Consider the following 19,961-nt stretch of genomic DNA (forward strand, 5'->3'; position numbering starts at 1 on the left):
ACGGGGGCGGGTTACCCCACGTGAATACTTTGAGGCCCGCGCTTCGATTCCTCTGGCAAGGCCGTGACCTTGATCGCGCGTACCGGTACGGCGAATTTTGCACCTGCCTTCGAAAAGCGCTCGAGCAGGTGGAAATTGATGGCTTGCTGGATGTCCATGTACAGGTTGTAGCCCGGGTCCTTGACGATATACACGCACTCGAATTCCAGCGCCTCCTTGCCGAAGCCGCGCAGGTGGGCACGGTCGAAGCGCACCTGCTGTTGTGCCTTGATCGCTTCCTCGACGATGGCGGGTGCCTTTTTCACGGCCTCGGTTGGCGTGTCATACGACAGGCCGAACTCGAACACGATCCGTCGTTCCTGCAGGCGCTTGTAGTTCTGGATGGTGCTGCTGATCATGCTGGCATTGGCCATGACGATCTGCTCGCCGCCCAGGCTGCGGATGCGTGTGGTCTTCAGCCCCACGTGCTCCACCGTGCCGGCCAGCGGGCCGATGACGATGAAGTCGCCCACCTCGAACGGCTTGTCGACGGCGATGGACAACGAGGCGAACAGGTCGCCGAGGATGTTCTGCACGGCCAGTGCAACAGCGATACCGCCTACCCCCAGGCTGGCGACGAAGGCGGTGATATTCACGCCCAGGTTGGACAGCATCGCCAGCAGCACCACTGACCACAACAGTACCCGCGCACCCCATGCCGACAGCGTGGCCAGCGCGCTGCCCTGGTTCAAGCCGTCGGTGCGATGCCGGGCGAAGTAGCGACTCAGGCCCAGGCCGATGGCGCGGTTGGCCCACAGCCCGATCTGCAATGCCGCGACCACGAACCACAGGCTACCGACCCGGGTCAGCCAGCGCTCGGGCAGGTCGAGCATGCTCAGGCCCACCAGCAGCGAGGCAAGGAACAGCAGAAAATTGCTGGTCCCGGCGAGCACCTTGGCCAGCACCTGGCTGAGCGCGCCGTCATGCTCGGACCAGCGCCTGACCCGATGCAGCATGAAACTGATGGCCGCCCGCGCCACGACGAATGTCAGCAGCGCTACCGTCAGTGCCAGCAACAAATTGAGAACGGAAACTCCGAACAGTGTGGTATCGGTGAACAAGGCGATGATGCGATCACTCATGAGACACTTGCCTCCTTCCATAGGATTGGGTGACTGGTGGAGCGGCATTGCCGGCGAAGCAGGCAATGCCGCTCGCCAGGTGAGCCTCAGCCGTCGGACTGCTCCTCTGGCGGCACCTGGCCTTCGGGCCAGTCGGGTGCTTCCTTCTCCTGTTCCTGTTCAGGCACAGGCTCGCCCGGGTTGTGGGGTACTTCGTCCACGTACGGGTCGGGTTGGTTGGGGTCGATCATGGTCTGGCTCCTCGCCGTTGGGCTTTCAGGCATGTGTCCGGGCGTTCAGCCCGACTCCACGGCAGTGTTTTTCTTCCAGCCCCGCAGGTTCATGGCGCACAGGCAACCCTGCAGGATGATCAGCGCCCAGGCTTGCGCCTGCCACCCCCAGGCGGCCCACAGCACGTTGCTGGCAATGAAGCAGCAGAAACCCAGCTTGCGCCGGCCTGGGCGCCGTGAGCCGATGCACCAGGCGGCAAGTACCGTCAGGGCCATGGCAGGCCATTCAAGAAAGTCGATCCAGGCTTCCATCACGCAGCACGCTGTTCGCCCTTGAGCAGTTTTTTCTGCGCTTCCATGGCCTGGCCGAGCTCATCCAGTTGCTGCTTGCCCAGCAACTTGCGGGCGGTCGGAAACAGCTCGCTTTCTTCTTCCTCGATATGGTGTTCCAGCAGTTCCTTCATCACTTTGACCCGCCCGGCGAACTCGACGGTGCCGGTTTCGGTTTGCAGCAGGTCCGGCAGCACCAGGGAGTCGACGGTGCGGTGTTCCTCCTTGGCTTCGTAGTACATCTTCGCTTCTTCCTTGCCGCCGGCCTGCTTGATGGCCGGGTACAGGATTTCTTCTTCCAGGGCAGTATGGATGCTTACCTCCTGCTTGATGCGTTCGAGCAACTCGGCGCGCTTTTTCACCGCGCGCTCAGTGGTGGAGGAGAGTTCCTCCAGCAGCTTCTTCACCAGCTCATGGTCCTGGATCAACAAATCGATAGCGTTCATGCGACACCTCTTCGGGGCTGAAAAAATCACGATTGCCTTCGATGGAGTAGGGGCCGCGCGCCAAGGTTCAAAGCGGATGATCAGCGTACTGCTGTCGCGAAAGGCGGCTCTCACCGGAATCCGTGCAGGTTGCGCCGGCCAGGCAGGGTCACTCCTGCGGAATGAAAATGCACTGCGCTGCCTGGGCCGGCGCAACACCTTCGAGAGTGCCGACATGTTCGCTGCGCAGGGTCAGGTATGAGCGGACCGTTGCCGAACAGCCCGGCCAGGCCCAGCAGCACCACCAGCACCAGCGCGTACCATCCGACCCGTTCGAATCGCCAGACCCGCTGCTGCATGCGCATGTCTTCCTCGACGGGGTAATGCCTTGAAGCCAGCTCGTCTTCGTCCATGCTCGCAGCCTCTCACGCAGCCCCTTACGTTGCCCCTCAGGCGCGCTCACCGCGCAGCCAGCGTTGGTGGTAATGGGCCAGGTGCGACAACCCGTACAGCGCGCCCTGGCGGATTACATCCGCGCGCTCGCCAAAAAAGCGCTGGCTGCGTGTGAATACCGCCAAAGGCTCGCCGGCAAAGGCCCAGGCAAAGCACACAGTGCCCGGGGCGATGCCATCCTGCGGCTGTGGCCCGGCGACACCCGTGCTGGCGATGGCGACGGTGGCGTCGCTGTCTTTCAATGCGCCGAGGGCCATCTCCCAGGCTACCGCCTCGCTGGTCAGGCCGTAGCGTTCGATAGTCTGTGGGCTGACGCCGAGCAGGCGTTTCTTGGCGCTTGGCGAGTACACCACGTAGCCGCTTTCCAGAACCTCGCCGGTCCCCGGCACTGCTGCCAACAGCGCAACCATGGCACCTGCCGTGCAGGATTCTGCGGTGGTCAGTACCAGCTTGTGGGCCTTGAGGTAATCAAGGGCCTCGAGTACGGGGTCGGTCGTCATGGCCGGTCACTCGTGCGTTGTTTTTTGGTGGACGTGTTTCCTGCGGGATTGGTTCATTGCTTGTGTGCCACCCATCAAGGGTGGGGAAAGCTTCCTGAACTTTGTTCCGTTTGCCGGCTTCCTCTAGGTAGGAGGGCGGCGGTGCGGGCCTCGCGCTGCGGCCGGACTAACAGAGGAGAAGCGATCATGACCGAGCCTGTGACATATTTCTGGATCGCTGTTGCAGCGATCATCGTGTTGCTCGATCTGTGGGCCATCGTCAGTGTTTTCCGCAGTGACAAGAGCGACGTGACGAAGGCGATGTGGGCACTGTTGCTGTTGGCGTTGCCCATTGTCGGCCTGGCCATCTGGGGCGTACTTGGGCCGCGTGGGATCAAACGCGGTACCGGGCCGTCGTCGCCTGAACATAGCAAGGGGTAGGAGGGGAGATGAAGAAAGGATCGGAGGCACCTCGCAGCGGAACCCGAGGTGAAGAGGAACGGGACAATGATGCGCAGCGTCCTGATGGGTCAACTGGCACGTCCCATGATTCCACTGCGCAGAAAACAGCTCGTGATGAAACGCGACGCAAGCGCTGAGCAGGTCGGTGTGAAGAACTGAATTCGCAAGCGGTCCGCATAGCCTGTGGGAGCGGCTTTAGCCGCGAAGAATCCAACGCGGTGCATGGCACCGGCTGCGCCGGTGTTCGCGGCTAAAGCCGCTCCCACAGGGTCCCTGCTAATGGTCAGGTCCCAATGTACCGGCAGCAGCGCCCGGCACGAGGATGACCTTGCGACAGTCGTCCTGTTTCTGGTCGAACAACTTGTAACCCAAAGCCGCTTCTTCCAGGGCCAGGCGGTGGGTGACGATGAGCTCCGGTTCCAGACGTCCGGCCTCGATATGTTCGAGCAGTTCAGGAAGGAACTTCTGCACGTGGGTCTGGCCCATCTTGAACGTCAGGCCCTTGTCGAAGGCATCACCAAACATGAAGGCGTGGATAAAACCCGCATAGACCCCAGGCACGCTGACCACGCCGCCCCGGCGCACCGCGGCGATACTCTGGCGCAGCGCCTTGCCGCTGCTGCTCTCGATCTTCAGAGTGGTCAGTACCGTTTCGGTGGTACTGCCCTTGGCCTCGAAACCGACCGCATCGATGACGGCGTCCACGCCGCGCATGCCGGGGGTCAAGCGGATGATGGTGTCGGCCGGGTCGTCATCCTGCTCGAAGTTGATCGGCACCACGCCGTAGGCATCGCGGGCAAACGCCAGGCGGTAGTCATTGTCGTCGACCATGAAGATCGTCTGGGCGCCCAGCATGCGCGCGCAGGCTGCGCTCAGCAGGCCGACCGGCCCGGCGCCATAAATCGCAACTGTCGAGCCTGAGCCGACCTGCGCATTGGTGACGGCCTGCCAGGCTGTGGGCAGGATATCCGAGAGGAACAGCACCTTGTCGTCCGGCAGGGCGGTAGGCACCTTGAACGGGCCGACGTTGGCCTTGGGCACCCGCACGAAATCCGCCTGGCCACCGGGCACGCCGCCATACAGATGGCTATAGCCGAATAGCGCGGCCCCTGGCGGGATGCCCTTCTTGTTGATGATTGCACCACGGCCGGTGTTGGTCGTTTCGCAAGCGGCGAACTGGTCGAGTTGGCAGAAGAAACAGCTGCCGCAGGCGATCACGAAGGGAATCACCACGCGGTCACCGACCTGCAGGTTGGTTACCCCGCGGCCGGTATCCTCGACGATACCCATGAACTCGTGGCCGAAGATATCTCCCGGCTCGGTCTGTGGAATCTTGCCATGGTAGAGGTGCAGGTCGGAGCCGCAGATGGCGGTAGCGGTGACCCGGAGGATTATATCGTCGTCGTCCTGGATGAGTGGGTCGGGGACATTGTCGACCCTGACGTCCTGGGTTCCGTGGTATGTCAGTGCTCTCATTGGTTCATCTCCTGCAGAGGCGGGTCCGGGTGGTCTATGCAGGGGAAGCCAAGGAGGGAGGTAAAGTTCAGGTGGAATCATCCATCGGTAATTTTCAGTGCTACTGGCCCCACCAACATCATGAAGAACTGTCGTTGAGGTGGCATGGCATCAGGTGAAGCCGGCGCCCGGAGGAAACTTTAGCTGCCCTGCGAGGCTCAACCGTGCTCAAGCCGAGCGTAAAACCATGAACAGGAATCCAGCATTGCAAACAAGCTTTGCCCCTTCGGCCACGCCACGCCAAGCCGCGGGCTTGCTGACATCGGCCATGTTGCTGATGCTTGCCTCGGGGGTTGCGCCGCTTGATCGTGCGGATTGGTGGCTCGAAAACGTTTTGCCGCTGGCGCTTCTGCTCACCTTGGCTGCGACCAGCCGTTATTGGCGCTTTTCTCGGCATGCTTACCTGGCAATCGTGGTGATGCTGGCGATTCACGAGCTAGGAGCGCATTTTACCTATGCCAAAGTCCCCTATGACGCTTGGCTGCGTGCGCTTACCGACCACTCTCTGAATGCCTGGATGGGCTGGCAGCGCAACCAGTTCGATCGTCTGGTGCATCTGAGTTACGGCCTTTTGTTCGTCCTGCCGATCAGGGAGCTGCTCCAGCGCCAGGCCCGGTTGCGAGGCGGTTGGTTGGCGTTGTGTACTGTTTCCTTCGTCCTCGCCACATCGGCGCTTTACGAGCTGCTGGAGTGGATAGGTGGCCAATACCTGGGTGATGACCAGGCACAAGCCTTTGTCGCGACCCAGCAAGACCCTTGGGATGCACAAAAGGACATGGCCCTGGCTTTGCTTGGTGCACTTGTCACCTTGTTGATCCAGCGGTTTGGGGCAAGCAAGGTCTGGGGCAGAAGGGTAGTGAGTTTGGAGGGGGAGCACGGGTGACGGGTAGAAATAAAAGGCTTCTCCACCACTGGAAAAGCTTTTTGCAATCAGCCTGTGACCGTTGAAAATCCCTTAAGTTTCCATCGGGAAAACAATAACTTGGAGAATTTTTCCAAGTCGTGTCACTCGTCGGATTTCCATTGTAAGCCCCTGTCCAGAGCCTCAGGATCGCCTCCGTATCCCTCTGAGGCTTTCACAAATGAAGTACTCCTCGATTCTGTTGTTGTCACTTGGCCTGCTGAGCGGCGTTGCGTCGGCAGGCGGCAATACCGGAGCAGGTATAGGTGGCGCATTGGGTGGAGTATTGGGCTCGGTAGTCGGCCAGTCGATCGGCGGCAGCACCGGCTCGGCAATCGGCGCCGGCCTGGGTGGCGCGGCCGGTGGTGCGGTGGGTGCCGACAAGCACAGCCGTGGCGAGGCGGCCATTGGCGGCGCACTGGGTGCAGCTGGCGGCAACGTGGTGGGTCGCAAGATGGGCGGCACCACTGGCAGCATGATCGGCGCAGCAGCCGGTGGCGGTGTGGGTGGTGCCTTGGGCAACCACATGGGCAGGGAATACGATGACGAGAGCGGGCATCGCTACCGTGATTATGATGACGATGACGACGACCGGGGCTGGCGCCGTCACCGCCACGACCGTGGCCATCATTATGGCTGGCGCAACAATCACCGCTACGACGACTGATCCCCGCGTTACTGGCCCATCGCCGGGCTGGCCGCAGCTGTCTCTCGGCTAGGCATCATGCGTGCTCTGCTGTAGCCACTCCCTCGGGCTTGCACCCACCTTGCGGCGAAAGGTGCGGGCCAACGCAGACGGGCTTTCGTAGCCGACCTCATCGGCAATCAGGGCGATGGGGCGGCCTTCGCGCAGCCGTTTCTGGGCAAGGCTGATTCGCCAGTTCGCCAGGTAATCGGCAGGAGTGATACCCACGGTCTCGCGAAAGTGCGCAGCAAAGCTCGCGCGCGACATGCCTGAGCGGTCAGCCAACTCTGCCACGGTCCAATTGTGCTGTGGCTCGTTATGGATACCCACGAGCGCACGGGACAGCTGTGCATTGGCCAGCCCGGCCATCATCCCCGAAGCAATGCTGCGGCTGGCGATCAGATGGCGAAGTAGCTGAATCACCATCAACTCGAACAGCCGATTGAGAATGACATCCCGTCCACACTCGTCGCCGAAGGCTTCTTCGAACAGCCATTCGAGGGTGCCATCGAGGCCCTGCAATTCGCCCAACGGCTTGATGATGAAGTCCGGCAAGGCCTGGGTCAGCGGATTGTTGGCGCCACCATCGAACTGCAAGGTGGCGCACACCAACTCCGCTTCGTCTGCTTCGATCGCCAGCAACTGATGCTCCTGCGGACGTACCGCAAGTATCAGGCTTGGCTCCGCCAGCTCCATGAGCTGACCACGTTTGTCACTGAAGGTCAGGCGACCCGAACGAAGCAGGTGCGCGTGGCCGGAACTTTGCTGCCCATGAAAGCGGGTCGTTCCACAAAAACCACCGTGGTGGAAGGTGGACGCATGCAGGTTGAAGTGCTTGAGCAGTGTCGATAGTCGGTCCATTGGGCGCTCAGGTTTGGACGATCGGTTGCATAGATTCGACGATCTGAAGCCGAAAGGATAGTCGTCTTCCCTAGTATTGACTCCAGGCTTGATCGACAAGCTGGTTAATCACCCTACTGGAGAAACTACCATGACTCGTATCGCTGCTCTCTCGCTGGACCAGGCCCCTGCTGGCTCGCGCACTGCCCTTGAAGGCATTCAGAAAGGCCTTGGTTTCATACCCAACGCCTTCAAGACCCTGGCTCACTCCCCAGCCGCTCTCAATGGATACCTGGGCCTCGCCCAGGCTCTGGGCAAGAGCTCACTGAGCGCCGCGGAGCGTGAAGTGGTTGCGCTTGCCACCTCGGAAATCAATGGTTGCGACTATTGCCTGGCCGCACACAGCTTTTTTGGTGCCAAAGCCGGCTTGAGCGATGAGGCCATTAGCCAGGCGCGTAGTGGCACGCTCAGCGCGGTCGCCGCGCTGGCGCATCAGATCACCGAAAGCCGCGGCCAATTGAATGACGATCAGGTCGCCGCAGCACGCGAGGCTGGTCTCAGCGATGGCAAGATCGTGGAGGTGGTGGCACAGGTCACGCTGTTGACCCTGACCAACTACCTGAACAACATCGCCACCACCGATATCGACTTCCCGCCGTCGGCACACTAGGAGGGCAACCGACATGAGCCAAGTGACAATCTATACCACCCAACACTGCCCTTACTGCGTAAGCGCCAAGCGACTGCTGGCGCACAAGGGGGTCAGTGCCGTGGAAATCGATATCGAGGCTTCGCCGAACCATCTGGCCGAGATGCTGCTGCGATCCAGGCGCAGGACCGTGCCGCAGGTCTTTGTGGGGAGTGTCCATGTGGGCGGTTTTGATGATCTGAAACGCCTCGATCAAAAGGGCGAGCTCGAAGCACTGCTCAGTGCCTGAAGGGCTGATTCAGCGATATTTGCCTTTGGCCGTTAGCCGCCCTTGGCAAGGGCAGCTAACGGTTCAAAGCGGTCACTTGCGATCCCTGTTTCACCGACGCTTCGTTGCACTCGTCGATGATCAGCACTGAGCCGCGGCAACCTGCTTGCGTTCACCCATGGGAGAGACGCCGAAGAAACGGCTGTAGCATTTGGAGAAATGCGCCGGCGAAACGAAACCACAGGCAAGGGCGATATCCCGTACTTGCGATTCGCTGTGCAGTAACAGTTGTCGGGCGCGCGACAGGCGTAATTCAAGGTAGTACTGGCTAGGGGTACTTTGCAGGTGCTTGTGGAACAGGCGCTCCAACTGCCGAACTGAGATGTCGTTCAATTGCGCCAGTTCCTCCAGGGTCACAGGGTCTTCGAGATTGGCCTCCATGATGCTGACTACCTGGCTGAGCTTGGGTTGGGACGTCCCTAGCCGCTGTCGCAGGGGCACGCGCTGGCGCTCTTGCGAACTGCGAACGCGGTCGCACAACAGCAATTCGGCCGCATGTTCGGCAATCTCTCGCCCGCCGGGTTCGCGTGCGATCAGTTGCAGGAACATGTCCATTGATGCCACTCCACCCGAGCTGGTGTACCGGTCACGGTCAAGTTCAAACAACTGGCTGGAAATGATGATCCCGGGAAAGCGCTCTTTCAGCGCTTCGATATCTTCCCAGTGGATGGTGCAACGGTAACCCGTGAGCAGATTGGCACGCGCCAACAAATGGCTACCCGTGCAAATGCCACCCAATGCCACTTGGTCATGGGCGAGCTTGCGCAGCCAGTTCAGGATGGCGCGGGTATTGTGGTCGGAGACGATGGGGTTTGGCCCTACCACAAACAGCATGTCCAGCTTGGGCGCATCCTTGATGGTGTATTCAGGCAGGATGCGCATGCCGTTGCTGGCGCTCACCGGCTCCATGTCGGCGGCGATGATCAGTGTCTGGAACATGGCCCTGCGCGCAGCCAGGTTAGCCATGCGCAAGGTCTCCACCGCAGAGGCGAACCCGATGGTGGTGAAATTGGGGATCACCAGAAACCCGACGATCTTGGGTGTGGGGGCATCGACAGGGTAACCCGTGGCCAGCGGGGAGGATCTCGGCGTAGCCATCAATACGACTCCTACAATGCAAGATGACGTGTTCAGCGCCTGTCTCCCGATACAGGCAATTTTTTGTGAAAAAGGGCTCCAAGCCTGCGGCGGCATACTACACGCAGCAATCAGTCTACAGGGTGCGCACTGGCCGATATTCGCCCCCTGTTTTCGGTTTGACGCAAAAAGGCGACACCCTGCGAACGCATAGCCTTCGCAGGGCGAAGCGGCTGAGCCAGCCTCAGGCCGATTTGGTTGCGACACGGGGCAGTGGGCGCTTCCTGGGCGAGAAGATCGAACTCATGCACACGATGGCAATTGCCAGCGCGCCGGTTGTCATTACTTCCATGCGGTGGCCGGGCATGATCAGCATCATTGCCAGAATCCCGATGATGGAGGCGACGACCAAGTAGCTCAGCCAGGGGAACAACCACATCTTGAAGGCCATGACCTCACCTCGACGAGCCATCTGCTTGCGCAGGATCAGTTGCGATACCGCGATGGCCAGGTAGACCAGCAGTGCCACGGCACCGGAACTCGCCAGCAGGAAGGAGAACACCTCGTCCGGCGCAAAGTAGTTCAACGCGGTGGTAAGGAAGCCTACAGCAGTGCTGGCCATGACCGCGACGAATGGCACACCGGCCGATGAGGTGCGCTGGAGAACGGCAGGGCCGTCGCCACGTCTGCTCAGCGAGTAGACCATGCGCGATGCGGTGTAGATTGCCGAGTTGAGGCAGCTGGCCACGGCAATCAGCACGACGACATCCACGATCATCTTGGCGTGAGGGATGTTCATCAGCTCAAGGGCCCTCTGATAGGAGCCGACCTGCACCAGCATGGGGTCGTTCCAGGGCACGATCGAGACGATCAGGAACACCGAGACGATGTAGAAGATGCCCATGCGCCACACGACCGAGTTGGTAGCGCGGGTGATCTGTCTGGAGGGGTTCTTGGATTCTGCGGCGGCGATGGTGACGATTTCGGTGCCCATGAAACTGAACACCGTGGTCAGCATGGCGCCAATCACCGCTGCCATGCCGTTGGGCATGAAACCGCCGAAGTCGTTGCTCAGCTTGGCCACGCCACTGACGCTGAGGTTTGGCACCACGCCGGTCAGGGCCAGCGCACCCAAGGCGATGAAGGCCAGTACGGCGATAACCTTGAGCATGGCGAACCAGAACTCGAACTCCCCGTAGCGCGCAACGCTGAACAAGTTGGTCAAGGTCAGCAGGGCAGTAACGGCCAGTGCGAATTCCCAGGTTTCGATCGCGGGGAACCAGGCATGCAGAATTGCCGCTGCGGCAATTGCCTCGATGGGAATGACCAGCACCCAGAACCACCAGTACAACCATCCAATGGTAAAACCGGCCGAACGACCCATTGCGCGTTCGGCATAGGTGGAAAACGAACCGGTATCAGGGGAAGCAACTGCCATTTCACCGAGCATGCGCATGACCAGCACAACCAGTGTGCCGGACATGATGTAGGCCAGGATGGCCGCTGGGCCGGCCGCTGCAATTGCATGCCCCGATCCGATGAAAAGGCCGGCACCGATAGCGCCGGCTATCGAGAGCATGGTGACGTGGCGCTGCTTGAGGCCGGGGGCCAGAGTTGAATGGCTGGACATTATCATTACCCTTGTTGTTATAGATGGCGGGTTAACAGCTAATGCGAATCGTGCTCTGGTAGATCAATGCGGTGTTGTGGCGCTTAACTGAATGCCTCGCGGACAGCGTTGCTGATGCCTTCGGTGCAGACACGCAGAATCAGTTCGCCTTTCTCGCGGCTGGCGCCTTTTGGCGATGACAAGGTTCCACACGCCGGCGTGCGCTCGGCAATGATCGGGAACACATCGTAGGGGGGGAAGGTGGCTGGCGGATGATCGATGGCACGGGCCAGGTCGACTTTCTCGGGGTGCAGGGCCAGCATCAACGAAGTCTCGAAGACGCCACCGTGTTCAATGTCCCAGCCGAGGAATCCGTCAGGGTAGAGTTCCTGGATGACCTCAGGTGCATTGACGAAGTCCCAGTAGGACAGGACCACGACCTTGAAATCGGTGATGCCGGCATAACGGAGTTCGCGCAGCGCCAGGTCGATGCCTTCCACGATGAACATGGAGTTCTCGTAGTGCCCGTTCATCATCACCAGCTGACGCGCGCCGTGCCGGGCCAGCTCCCTGATGATGTCCTGGATGGTATGTGTCAGTGTTGCGCCATCCAGGCTGGTGGTGCCGGGAAAGTGGTTTCCGCCGCCCGATTTTTGCTGCGACTTGTAGCCGTAGGCCAATGCGGGGAGCACCAGGCCGTCGACATTGCGCGCTACGGCCTTGCACAGCGCGGTCGGTAGCAGTACATCCACTTCCATGCACATGTGGTGGCCGTGTTGCTCCAGGGCGCCTACAGGCAAGAATATCGGGCTGCCGGATGCAACACGCCGGGCGTACTCGGGCCAGGTGAGTTCGCCAATTACAACGCTATCGTTCATCGGGTGGTCTCTCTATGTTCTTGTAATTGCAAAAGCTCGTCCGGTTTGCAGCAGTAGCAGATGTCCCAATTTGATCAGATCGCCATCGGCTGGAATTGTCAGTTTCCGACCTGGAATTGACAAAAGCTGCCGTGGCTCTATCCCGTAGGTCACGGCATGCGTTGATTCACGAGTTCAGGGGCGGCGGAAACGTTCATGTCGGACGAACTGATTTGCTTGCCCATTCTGCCTGGCAATTAGGGGTCGAAATCTGACATATCTGGCCAATCAACTACCGGGACAATATTACTGTTCGCAGTAGACGCTGCGTGGGTAAAGTTGGAGGTAGTACATGCAGCAATTGACCGAAGTGGGCCAGCCATTGGCAAGCACAGTGCGCATTGGTTTCCTGTTGAGTGAAGGGTTTGATTTCTATGCGTTGGCCGCCGCATTGGAGCCGTTGCGCATCGCCAATGAAATTGCCCGGTGCGAAGTGTGCCAGTGGCAGATCATCAGCCTTGGCGGCCGGCCGTTGAGGGCCAGCAACGGCATTTCCACGGCCACCGTGGAACTGAGCCAGGCAAAACCGCTGGATATACTCATTGTCTGCCCGGGTGATGAAATGCGTTCACGCACAGGCACCCAGCATCTGCGCCACCGTGTATCGGGGCCGAAGGTGCGGTGTGCGGCAAAACAGATGACGTGGTGGTTGCCCACCGTTGACGATCACGCAGACCTGCCTGTCGGCCAGATCAAATGTGTGCATGCACCGGCCAGTGTTTCGGAACAGGTCAAGAAGACCCTGGCTTTGTTCCCGCCGTCTACATCCCACCTGCTTGGAATCAGCGAACTGGCAACGCTGATCGGCGTTTCGCGGCAGCTTCTCGAGCGCTTGTTCGCGCACCGACCCCACTGAATCCTCACTATCGGTTGATTGCGCTGGCGCCTCGGATTCTGCGTCGCCTTTGCGGTGTTTGGCCTCGTTTACATGGCGACGGATCTGGTCATTTACGGGTCGGGTTCGCGCAAAAAAACATTCGGCTTATCTGGTCGAATGGTCACCAGTGGCACCGATAAACAAGTTTCTCCGCTGTTAACTACAAGGAATAAAAAACATGCAAATGCCAAAAACCATTCAGATCAAGAACGGCGAAAAAGTCAAACCGACGTTCTCGCAACAGGAATATGCCAACCGTCAGTCCAAGTTGCGCACTTACTTGGCACAAAACAATATCGATGCTGCGGTCTTTACCTCCTACCACAATATCAACTACTACAGCGACTTCCTGTACTGCTCGTTTGGCCGCCCCTATGCACTGGTTGTCACTCAGGAAGCCGTCGTGTCGATCAGTGCCAACATCGATGGTGGCCAGCCATGGCGCCGTACGGTCGGTACCGACAACATCATCTACACCGACTGGCAGCGTGATAACTATTTCGTCGCGATTCAGCAGGCACTGCCCAAGGCCGGGCGCATCGGCATCGAGTTCGACCACCTGAACCTGATGAACCGGGACAAACTGGCCAGCCGTTACCCGCAGGCCGAGCTGGTGGACATCGCCGCGCCGTGCATGCGCATGCGCATGATCAAGTCGGCTGAAGAACACGCGATCATCCGCCAGGGCGCCCGGGTAGCCGACATCGGTGGCGCTGCGGTGGTGGAGGCCCTGCGTGACCAGGTACCTGAGTACGAAGTGGCATTGCACGCTACCCAGGCGATGGTGCGTGAGATCGCCCGCACCTACCCGGACTCCGAGCTGATGGATACCTGGACCTGGTTCCAGTCGGGCATCAATACCGACGGCGCCCACAACCCGGTGACCTCGCGCAAGGTCAACAAGGGCGACATCCTCAGCCTCAACTGCTTCCCGATGATCGCGGGTTACTACACCGCACTGGAGCGTACGCTTTTCCTGGACCACTGTTCCGATGAGCACCTGCGCCTGTGGGAGGTCAACGTCAAGGTGCATGAGGCTGGCCTTGAACTGGTCAAGCCCGGCATGCGTTGCAGCGACATCGCGCTGCAGCTGAACGAGATCTTCCTGGAGCACGATCTGCTGCAATACCGTACGTTCGGTTACGGCCACTCGTTCGGTACGCTTAGCCATTACTATGGTCGCGAGGCAGGCCTGGAGTTGCGTGAGGACATCGACACCGTACTCGAGCCGGGTATGGTGGTGTCGATCGAGCCGATGATCATGCTGCCCGAAGGCCTGCCGGGAGCTGGCGGTTACCGTGAACACGACATCCTGATCGTCAATGAGCACGGTAGTGAAAACATCACCAAGTTCCCGTACGGTCCGGAACACAACATCATCAAAAAGTGACTGAACCCGCCGCACAGTCACCCTGTGCGGCTTTCTCCCTGCACCGGCGATTTGCGCGGTGCGCCTGAAGGCGTGAACCGCGGTTGACTGAGTTACGCCGGATATAACTGCTCATCTATCGAAACCGTGAGTGATGAAGTCTCTGCACCGGTGTGGAGGGTGGTATCCGTTTCGATCAGCATGACCGCACATTCTTCCTCGGCAATCGGCCGGTGTCGCATTTGCTTTGGAATCACGCAGAATTCTCCTGCGTTCAGGACAATGGTGCGGCTTTCGAGCTCGATGCGAAGCGTGCCAGAGACCACCGTAAACATTTCGTCTTCATGTTCATGGGCATGCCAGACGAACGCGCCTTTCAATTTCGCAATCTTGATGAAATGGTTGTTGACGCGGCCGATGACCTTGGGCTTCCAGTATCCGGTCAGCGTATCCAGTTCATGTTGCAGGTTGATGCTGTCTACCGTGTTGATCATGCGCGTACTCCCTTCTGCAAGTCAGTCTGAGGCTTGCAATCTAGAGCGGCGCGTGGCTTTTGCGTAGCGACGAATTACAATACCGGTATTAACACTGCTAATGGCCTGGCATGAACAAGAACCACACCCTTGATCTGGCGCTGCTCAGGGCCTTTGTCGAAGTGGCGGATACCGGAAGCATGAGTGTTGCATCGGTAGGGCTGCACCTGACACAAGGGGCTGTCAGCCAGCGAATCAAGCGACTAGAGGCATTCCTCGGCTGCCCATTGCTGATGCGTGACACTCAAGGCAGTAGCCTGACCTGGCAGGGGAGGTCGTTGTTGCCTGACGCTCGTCGCCTGCTGCGGATGCATGATGCATTTTGCTCCAGTGTCGGGGCCAGGGAATCAGACGCCCCGGTGCGTCTCGGGCTCCCGTTCGATATGGCCGGCGCGCCGCTTGCTCCCGTGCTGAAGGCGTTCGGTGATGCCTTCCCCAAGGCCGAGGTAAAGATCTTCAGTGCTTCGTCCGTGGACCTCGACCAGGTGTTCGCCACGGGCGAACTCGATCTGGTGCTCAGCCAAGGCCCGGTTGATGTCGAGTTGGGCGAACGCCTGGCTGTTGATCAGCTGGTGTGGCTGGGCAACGAGACCGCATCGGCACGGCGCCCATTGGCTCTGTGCTTCCTGACGGCGAATTGCGCCTTTCGCGACACCGTTTTCCGGTGTCTTGGCAAAGCAGGTATCGAGGCAAAGGCGGTATTTGAAAATGCGTCGGTCGATACCACGTTGACCATGGTTCGCAACGGGCTGGCGGTTACGCCATGGCTGCAAAGTCTCGTTCCTGAAGATATCAGCCTGGCTGCCCCCGAATGTGGGTTACCGACACTGCCCGCGTTCGCCGTGCGGTTGCAGACGGTCGAGGATGCCAGTCGTTCCGTTTCTGGCCTCGCGGACATTATCCGGGAACATTTCAAGCGCTGAGACGGCTGCGTTTCTCATCACTGCGAAGCCGGTCCAAAATGAGCAGGGCCAGATTGTTTGTTGACGTTGCTCCACGCCTGTGTACCCGACTGACGCAGGCCTACGGCTCTTGCGCAAGACCGTGCAGGTGCTCGCGCAGAAAGTCGATGAAGGCCATCGCCCGTGCCGAATGTCGCCGCTCGCGGCTGAACACCGCGCTGACGGGCAGTGCCGTGGCTTTGTAATCGTCAAGCACGCTTAGCACGCTGCCGCGTTCAACGTCTGCTTTGAAAAGCCATTGTGGCGAGAGGGAGATGCCCAAACCGCACCGTCTTGCGCCGCTCTCGTTCAGAAGCGCCACTTATTCGGGGGTGTTCACCCTGGCCCCGTTGCTCACGGGCCAGGGCCGCGAACACCATGGCGCAATCCTGCGCGAGGCGGCCGAGCTGGCAGATGCGGGGCAACTGACGATACGGGTGGACCGGCAACGGTTCGCACTGGACGAGGTAAACGACGCCTTCCGCCAGGTCGCAGAAGGCCGCGCCGAGGGCAAGACGATCATCCAGTTGTTGAGCGAATAGAATCGAGAACGTTGAACGCCAAGGTATCCGCCGATGGGGGCCGCTTTACCGAGCGGCCCCCTGACTTTGTCGTGCTGGAGAGCAGATTTCGGGGGCGCGATTCTATGGCACACGCTGAGTGGGTCAATTGCAATCGCTGGCATGCCTTGGCAATGCACTCGATATCAGTGCTGCCAGCAGAACAAATACCGTGGAGATCCACAGGCAGGCCTCCAACCCGTAAGCCTGGAATACCCAGCCGGAAAGCAGCGTACCGACCAGCCGTCCTAGCGCGTTGGACATGTAGTAGAAGCCCACATCCAGCGATACGCCGTCTTCCTTGGCATAGCTGACGATCAGGTAGCTATGCAGCGACGAATTCACGGCGAACAGCACGCCGAACAGCATCAGCCCGCCAAGCACCATCACCTGGGCCGACCAGCCTGCCGACAGGCCCACGGCGATGAGCGCCGGCAGCCCGGCAAGGGCGATCGCCCAGATGAAAGCCGCGCGACCGTCGGGCACATGGCCGCGTTTCTTGCCAGTGATGTGGGGGGCAAGCGACTGGACGATGCCGTAGCCGATTATCCATGCAGCCAGGAAACCGCCGACCACCCAGAAGTCCCAGCCAAAAGCCGTGCTCAGGTACACAGGCAAAGCCACGACGAACCAGACGTCACGGGCGCCAAAGAGAAACAGCCGTGCGGCCGAGAGAATGTTGATGGCCCGGCTCTTGGACAGCATGTCGCGGAACTTCGGCTTGGCCTTGGCCTTGCCCAGGTCCTTCTTCAGCAGGATCAGGCTGCCGACCCAGATCAACGCCAGTACCGTCGCCATGGCCAGCACCGCCAGGGTGAAGCCGAGCAGGGCGAGCAGGGCGCCACCAAGGAAGAAGCCCACACCCTTTAGCGCGTTTTTCGAACCGGTGAGAATGGCTACCCACTTGTACAGGGTGCCTTGCTGGCTGTCCGGCACCAGGAGCTTGATGGAGCTCTTGGCGCTCATCTTGTTCAGGTCCTTGGCGATGCCGGACAGCGCCTGTGCCGCCATCACCCAGGGCACTGTCAGCAAGGCTGCCGGCACCGTGAGCATCAGCAGGGCCAGAACCTGCAGGCCCAGGCCTATGTTCATGGTGCGATTCAGCCCCAGGCGGGCGCCGAGGTAGCCGCCCACCAGGTTGGTGATCACGCCGAACACTTCGTAGAACAGGAACAGCGCCGCGATTTGCAACGGCGTGTAGCCCAGTGAATGGAAGTGCAGTACTACCAACATGCGCAATGCGCCGTCGGTGAGGGTGAAGGCCCAGTAGTTGCCGGTAACCAGCAGGTACTGACGCACTTCCATGGACAGGGCTGACAACGCCTTCATGATTGCCGTCTACTCCGCCATGCCGACCATTCGGGCCAGTTCCGCCGCACGGTTGGCGTAGCCCCACTCGTTGTCGTACCAGGCATAGATTTTTACCTGGGTGCCATTGACCACCAGGGTCGACAGCGCATCGATGATCGAGGACCGTGGGTCGGTTCGGTAGTCGATGGACACCAGTGGCCGTTCTTCGTAGCCGAGGATTCCGTTCAACGGGCCTTCGGCAGCAACCTTCAACAACGCATTTACCTCTTCGGCCGTGGTCTCGCGTGCCACTTCGAACACGCAGTCGGTCAGCGAGGCGTTGGCCAGCGGTACACGTACGGCGTGCCCATTCAGCTTGCCGCGCAGTTCAGGAAAGATCTCGGCGATTGCGGTAGCCGAGCCCGTGGTGGTCGGGATCAGGCTCATGCCCGAGGCGCGGGCGCGACGCAGGTCCTTGTGCGGTGTATCGAGGATGCTCTGGGTATTGGTCAGGTCGTGGATGGTGGTGATCGAGCCGTGGCGGATGCCCAGGTTCTCGTGAATCACCTTGACCACTGGGGCCAGGCAGTTGGTGGTGCAGGAAGCGGCGGTGACGATACGGTGCTGCGCCGGGTCGAACAGGTGCTGGTTGACGCCCATCACCACGTTCAGCGCGCCTTTCTCCTTCACTGGCGCGCAGACCACCACGCGTTTGACGCCCTGGTCCAGGTAGGCCTGGAGCACGGCTACCGACTTCATCTTGCCGCTGGCTTCGATGACCAGGTCGCAGCCCGACCAGTCGGTGTCCGCAATGTTCTTGTTCGCGGTGACCTTGATGCGCTTGCCCTCGATCACCACCGAGTCGCCTTCTGCCCCGGCTTCACGCTGCCAGCGGCCGTGGACCGAATCGAAGTTGATCAGGTGGGCGTGGGTCTCGGCGTCGCCGGCCGGGTCATTGATCTGGACGAATTCGAATTCCGGCCAGCCCCAGGACGCGCGCAGCGCCAGGCGACCGATACGGCCAAACCCATTGATGCCTACTTTGATTGCCATGGTCTTGTTCTCGAGTTGTGACTTCAGATGGATCGTTGATTGACACGCCTGGACAGTTCCTCGGCCGACTCCTTGCGCTCGGAGTAGCGGTCGACAAGGTAGTCGGCGCGGTCGCGCAACAGCAGGGTGAACTTCACCAGTTCTTCCATGACGTCGACGACACGGTCGTAGTACGGGGACGGTTTCATGCGGCCCGTTTCGTCGAACTCCAGGTAGGCCTTGGGCACGGACGACTGGTTAGGGATGGTGAACATGCGCATCCAGCGGCCAAGCACGCGCAACTGGTTGACCACGTTGAACGACTGCGAACCACCGCATACCTGCATGACCGCAAGGGTCTTTCCCTGGGTCGGCCGTACGGCGCCCATGCTCAGGGGGATCCAGTCGATCTGCGACTTGAACACGCCGGTCATTGCACCGTGGCGTTCCGGCGAGCACCAGACCATGCCTTCGGACCACAACACCAGATCGCGCAGTTCCTTGACCATGGGGTGGTCATCGGGCACGTCATCCGCCAGTGGCAGGCCGGACGGGTTGAAGATGCGCGTCTCGGCACCGAAATGCTCCAGCAGGCGGGCGGCTTCTTCGGTCAGCAGGCGGCTGAAGGAGCGTTCGCGGGTCGATCCGTACAGCAGCAGGATGCGAGGCTTGTGGGTGGACTGTTGCGCGATTGCCAGTTTCTCGGCTGTCGGCAGATCGACCAGGTCGTTGTCGATGTTGGGAATGTGGTGTTCGGTCATGGTTTCACTCTGCAGGGTAGTGATGGATCGTGGCGCACTTCGCTCTATAGCTGGCTGCCGCCACTGAAGGCCTTCATCTCGACCGGTGCCTGGTGATTGAAATTGGCATGGGACAGGATGCTGCGGCAGCGATTGGCGGTGCAGAGGAACAGGGCTTTCAGCGTATTTCCTCGCAATGATCAGCAGCAGGCAGCGACGCGCTGAGGGCGGTCACCCATGGTGTCCAGTCGTTTGGCGCTGGTGCTCAACCATTCGCGATTGGCTTCCAGCGTGGTTACCAGGACATCGCGTACCCAGGCGGGCAGTTCTGGATGCAGGCGGTAGTAAACCCATTGGCCCTGCCTGCGGTCTTCAAGCAGGCCGCAGGTGCGCAGTTGTGCGAGGTGGCGAGAAACCTTGGGTTGGCTTTCTTCCAGGGCGCAGATCAGTTCACAGACGCACAGCTCTTCCTCACGAGTGATCAGCAGCATCATCCGAATGCGGTTCTCGTCGGCGAGGCATTTGAAGACCTGGGTCGGGGTCAGCGAGTCAGTCATGGCAGTTCTCGGTGTTTGCTTTTCATGCTTGATATATATGGTTTTTCAAATATACGATTTTT

General features: G+C 60.1%; 24 protein-coding genes and 3 pseudogenes. 9 read left to right on the top strand and 18 right to left on the bottom strand.

The features are described 5' to 3' along the window. Positions 1 to 11: 11 nt before the first annotated feature. The 6 genes from CAG18_RS00350 to CAG18_RS00370 form a co-directional block, all read right to left on the bottom strand. Complete coding sequence (locus tag CAG18_RS00350; RefSeq protein ID WP_085719748.1) at positions 12 to 1,121, bottom strand: mechanosensitive ion channel family protein; 1,110 nt, start codon at positions 1,119 to 1,121, stop codon at positions 12 to 14. Positions 1,122 to 1,207: 86 nt separating this feature from the next. Continuing rightward, positions 1,208 to 1,351 (bottom strand): hypothetical protein, encoded by a 144-nt coding sequence (locus tag CAG18_RS27000; protein WP_024086842.1) that lies wholly within the window; start codon positions 1,349 to 1,351, stop codon positions 1,208 to 1,210. A 45-nt stretch (positions 1,352 to 1,396) separates the two neighbouring features. Then, a complete protein-coding gene (locus tag CAG18_RS00355) occupies positions 1,397 to 1,642 on the bottom strand; it encodes a hypothetical protein (RefSeq protein WP_015270062.1) in 246 nt (81 codons plus the stop codon). Further along, entirely contained in the window at positions 1,642 to 2,106 is a 465-nt protein-coding gene (locus CAG18_RS00360; RefSeq protein WP_004376291.1) for a hemerythrin domain-containing protein, read from the bottom strand. Before CAG18_RS00360 ends, CAG18_RS00355 begins: the two co-directional genes overlap by 1 nt. 110 nt (positions 2,107 to 2,216) lie before the next feature. Further along, the gene (locus CAG18_RS00365) at positions 2,217 to 2,498 is read right to left on the bottom strand and encodes a hypothetical protein (RefSeq protein WP_085719750.1); all 282 of its coding nucleotides are present in this window, start codon (positions 2,496 to 2,498) and stop codon (positions 2,217 to 2,219) included. Positions 2,499 to 2,534: 36 nt separating this feature from the next. Continuing rightward, positions 2,535 to 3,038, bottom strand: a complete 504-nt coding sequence (locus CAG18_RS00370) for a CinA family protein (RefSeq protein WP_013972207.1) — start codon at positions 3,036 to 3,038, stop codon at positions 2,535 to 2,537. A gap of 186 nt (positions 3,039 to 3,224) precedes the next feature. Between CAG18_RS00370 and CAG18_RS00375 the strand changes: the two genes are divergently transcribed. Further along, positions 3,225 to 3,458: a PLDc N-terminal domain-containing protein gene (locus CAG18_RS00375; RefSeq protein WP_004376302.1), complete on the top strand. Its 234-nt coding sequence runs from the start codon at positions 3,225 to 3,227 to the stop codon at positions 3,456 to 3,458. 297 nt (positions 3,459 to 3,755) lie between these two features. Here CAG18_RS00375 and CAG18_RS00380 read toward each other — a convergent pair whose 3' ends face one another. Then, the gene (locus CAG18_RS00380; RefSeq protein ID WP_085719752.1) at positions 3,756 to 4,955 is read right to left on the bottom strand and encodes a zinc-dependent alcohol dehydrogenase; all 1,200 of its coding nucleotides are present in this window, start codon (positions 4,953 to 4,955) and stop codon (positions 3,756 to 3,758) included. A gap of 226 nt (positions 4,956 to 5,181) precedes the next feature. On the opposite strand from CAG18_RS00380, the gene CAG18_RS00385 reads away from it, so the two are divergent. Together CAG18_RS00385 and CAG18_RS00390 are read left to right on the top strand one after the other, a co-directional pair. Next, positions 5,182 to 5,877, top strand: a complete 696-nt coding sequence (locus CAG18_RS00385; protein WP_085719754.1) for a DUF2238 domain-containing protein — start codon at positions 5,182 to 5,184, stop codon at positions 5,875 to 5,877. Between the two features lie 199 nt (positions 5,878 to 6,076). Continuing rightward, entirely contained in the window at positions 6,077 to 6,562 is a 486-nt protein-coding gene (locus CAG18_RS00390; protein WP_013972210.1) for a glycine zipper domain-containing protein, read from the top strand. A gap of 48 nt (positions 6,563 to 6,610) precedes the next feature. Here CAG18_RS00390 and CAG18_RS00395 read toward each other — a convergent pair whose 3' ends face one another. Next, positions 6,611 to 7,441 carry an AraC family transcriptional regulator gene (locus tag CAG18_RS00395; protein ID WP_085719756.1) on the bottom strand — a complete coding sequence of 277 codons (831 nt, stop codon included), beginning with the start codon at positions 7,439 to 7,441 and terminating at the stop codon, positions 6,611 to 6,613. Between the two features lie 130 nt (positions 7,442 to 7,571). Between CAG18_RS00395 and CAG18_RS00400 the strand changes: the two genes are divergently transcribed. Continuing rightward, positions 7,572 to 8,090 (top strand): carboxymuconolactone decarboxylase family protein, encoded by a 519-nt coding sequence (locus CAG18_RS00400; RefSeq protein WP_003256746.1) that lies wholly within the window; start codon positions 7,572 to 7,574, stop codon positions 8,088 to 8,090. A gap of 13 nt (positions 8,091 to 8,103) precedes the next feature. Then, positions 8,104 to 8,358 (top strand): glutaredoxin 3, encoded by a 255-nt coding sequence (gene grxC, locus CAG18_RS00405; protein ID WP_085719759.1) that lies wholly within the window; start codon positions 8,104 to 8,106, stop codon positions 8,356 to 8,358. Positions 8,359 to 8,478: 120 nt separating this feature from the next. On the opposite strand, the gene CAG18_RS00410 is transcribed toward grxC, so the two are convergent. The 3 genes from CAG18_RS00410 to CAG18_RS00420 form a co-directional block, all read right to left on the bottom strand. Continuing rightward, entirely contained in the window at positions 8,479 to 9,495 is a 1,017-nt protein-coding gene (locus CAG18_RS00410) for a GlxA family transcriptional regulator (RefSeq protein ID WP_085719761.1), read from the bottom strand. 223 nt (positions 9,496 to 9,718) lie between these two features. Next, entirely contained in the window at positions 9,719 to 11,104 is a 1,386-nt protein-coding gene (gabP, locus tag CAG18_RS00415) for a GABA permease (protein WP_039612831.1), read from the bottom strand. Positions 11,105 to 11,187: 83 nt separating this feature from the next. Next, on the bottom strand, positions 11,188 to 11,961 hold the full coding sequence (locus CAG18_RS00420) for a creatininase (RefSeq protein WP_023660546.1): 774 nt from the start codon (positions 11,959 to 11,961) through the stop codon (positions 11,188 to 11,190). Between the two features lie 331 nt (positions 11,962 to 12,292). On the opposite strand from CAG18_RS00420, the gene CAG18_RS00425 reads away from it, so the two are divergent. Together CAG18_RS00425 and CAG18_RS00430 are read left to right on the top strand one after the other, a co-directional pair. Next, positions 12,293 to 12,856, top strand: coding sequence for a hypothetical protein (locus CAG18_RS00425; RefSeq protein WP_085719763.1), 564 nt, complete (start codon positions 12,293 to 12,295; stop codon positions 12,854 to 12,856). A 199-nt stretch (positions 12,857 to 13,055) separates the two neighbouring features. Beyond that, on the top strand, positions 13,056 to 14,267 hold the full coding sequence (locus tag CAG18_RS00430) for a M24 family metallopeptidase (protein ID WP_013972218.1): 1,212 nt from the start codon (positions 13,056 to 13,058) through the stop codon (positions 14,265 to 14,267). 92 nt (positions 14,268 to 14,359) lie between these two features. Here CAG18_RS00430 and CAG18_RS00435 read toward each other — a convergent pair whose 3' ends face one another. Next, positions 14,360 to 14,740, bottom strand: a complete 381-nt coding sequence (locus tag CAG18_RS00435; protein ID WP_085719765.1) for a cupin domain-containing protein — start codon at positions 14,738 to 14,740, stop codon at positions 14,360 to 14,362. Positions 14,741 to 14,850: 110 nt separating this feature from the next. Here CAG18_RS00435 and CAG18_RS00440 point away from each other — a divergent pair, with 110 nt between their 5' ends. After that, the gene (locus CAG18_RS00440; RefSeq protein ID WP_085719768.1) at positions 14,851 to 15,702 is read left to right on the top strand and encodes a LysR family transcriptional regulator; all 852 of its coding nucleotides are present in this window, start codon (positions 14,851 to 14,853) and stop codon (positions 15,700 to 15,702) included. Positions 15,703 to 15,802: 100 nt separating this feature from the next. Here CAG18_RS00440 and CAG18_RS00445 read toward each other — a convergent pair. Next, positions 15,803 to 16,006: pseudogene (locus tag CAG18_RS00445) on the bottom strand (LysR substrate-binding domain-containing protein); the annotation flags it as partial. On the opposite strand from CAG18_RS00445, the pseudogene CAG18_RS00450 reads away from it, so the two are divergent. Then, positions 15,942 to 16,262 (top strand): annotated as a pseudogene (locus tag CAG18_RS00450) (zinc-binding dehydrogenase); the annotation flags it as partial. The pseudogenes CAG18_RS00445 and CAG18_RS00450 overlap by 65 nt on opposite strands. Positions 16,263 to 16,385: 123 nt before the next feature. Here CAG18_RS00450 and arsJ read toward each other — a convergent pair. The 5 genes and pseudogenes from arsJ to CAG18_RS00475 form a co-directional block, all read right to left on the bottom strand. Continuing rightward, a complete protein-coding gene (gene arsJ / locus CAG18_RS00455; protein ID WP_085719771.1) occupies positions 16,386 to 17,609 on the bottom strand; it encodes an organoarsenical effux MFS transporter ArsJ in 1,224 nt (407 codons plus the stop codon). 9 nt (positions 17,610 to 17,618) lie between these two features. Then, positions 17,619 to 18,623 carry an ArsJ-associated glyceraldehyde-3-phosphate dehydrogenase gene (locus tag CAG18_RS00460; protein ID WP_085719773.1) on the bottom strand — a complete coding sequence of 335 codons (1,005 nt, stop codon included), beginning with the start codon at positions 18,621 to 18,623 and terminating at the stop codon, positions 17,619 to 17,621. A 23-nt stretch (positions 18,624 to 18,646) separates the two neighbouring features. After that, complete coding sequence (gene arsH / locus CAG18_RS00465) at positions 18,647 to 19,363, bottom strand: arsenical resistance protein ArsH (protein WP_054573825.1); 717 nt, start codon at positions 19,361 to 19,363, stop codon at positions 18,647 to 18,649. 50 nt (positions 19,364 to 19,413) lie between these two features. Beyond that, a pseudogene (locus CAG18_RS27200) lies at positions 19,414 to 19,524 on the bottom strand (arsenate reductase ArsC); the annotation flags it as partial. An 18-nt stretch (positions 19,525 to 19,542) separates the two neighbouring features. Continuing rightward, entirely contained in the window at positions 19,543 to 19,899 is a 357-nt protein-coding gene (locus CAG18_RS00475) for a metalloregulator ArsR/SmtB family transcription factor (protein ID WP_075045497.1), read from the bottom strand. Between the last annotated feature and the right edge of the window lie 62 nt (positions 19,900 to 19,961).

Source organism: Pseudomonas sp. B22(2017) (genome assembly GCF_002113105.1).
Taxonomy (GTDB): Bacteria; Pseudomonadota; Gammaproteobacteria; order Pseudomonadales; family Pseudomonadaceae; genus Aquipseudomonas; species Aquipseudomonas asiatica.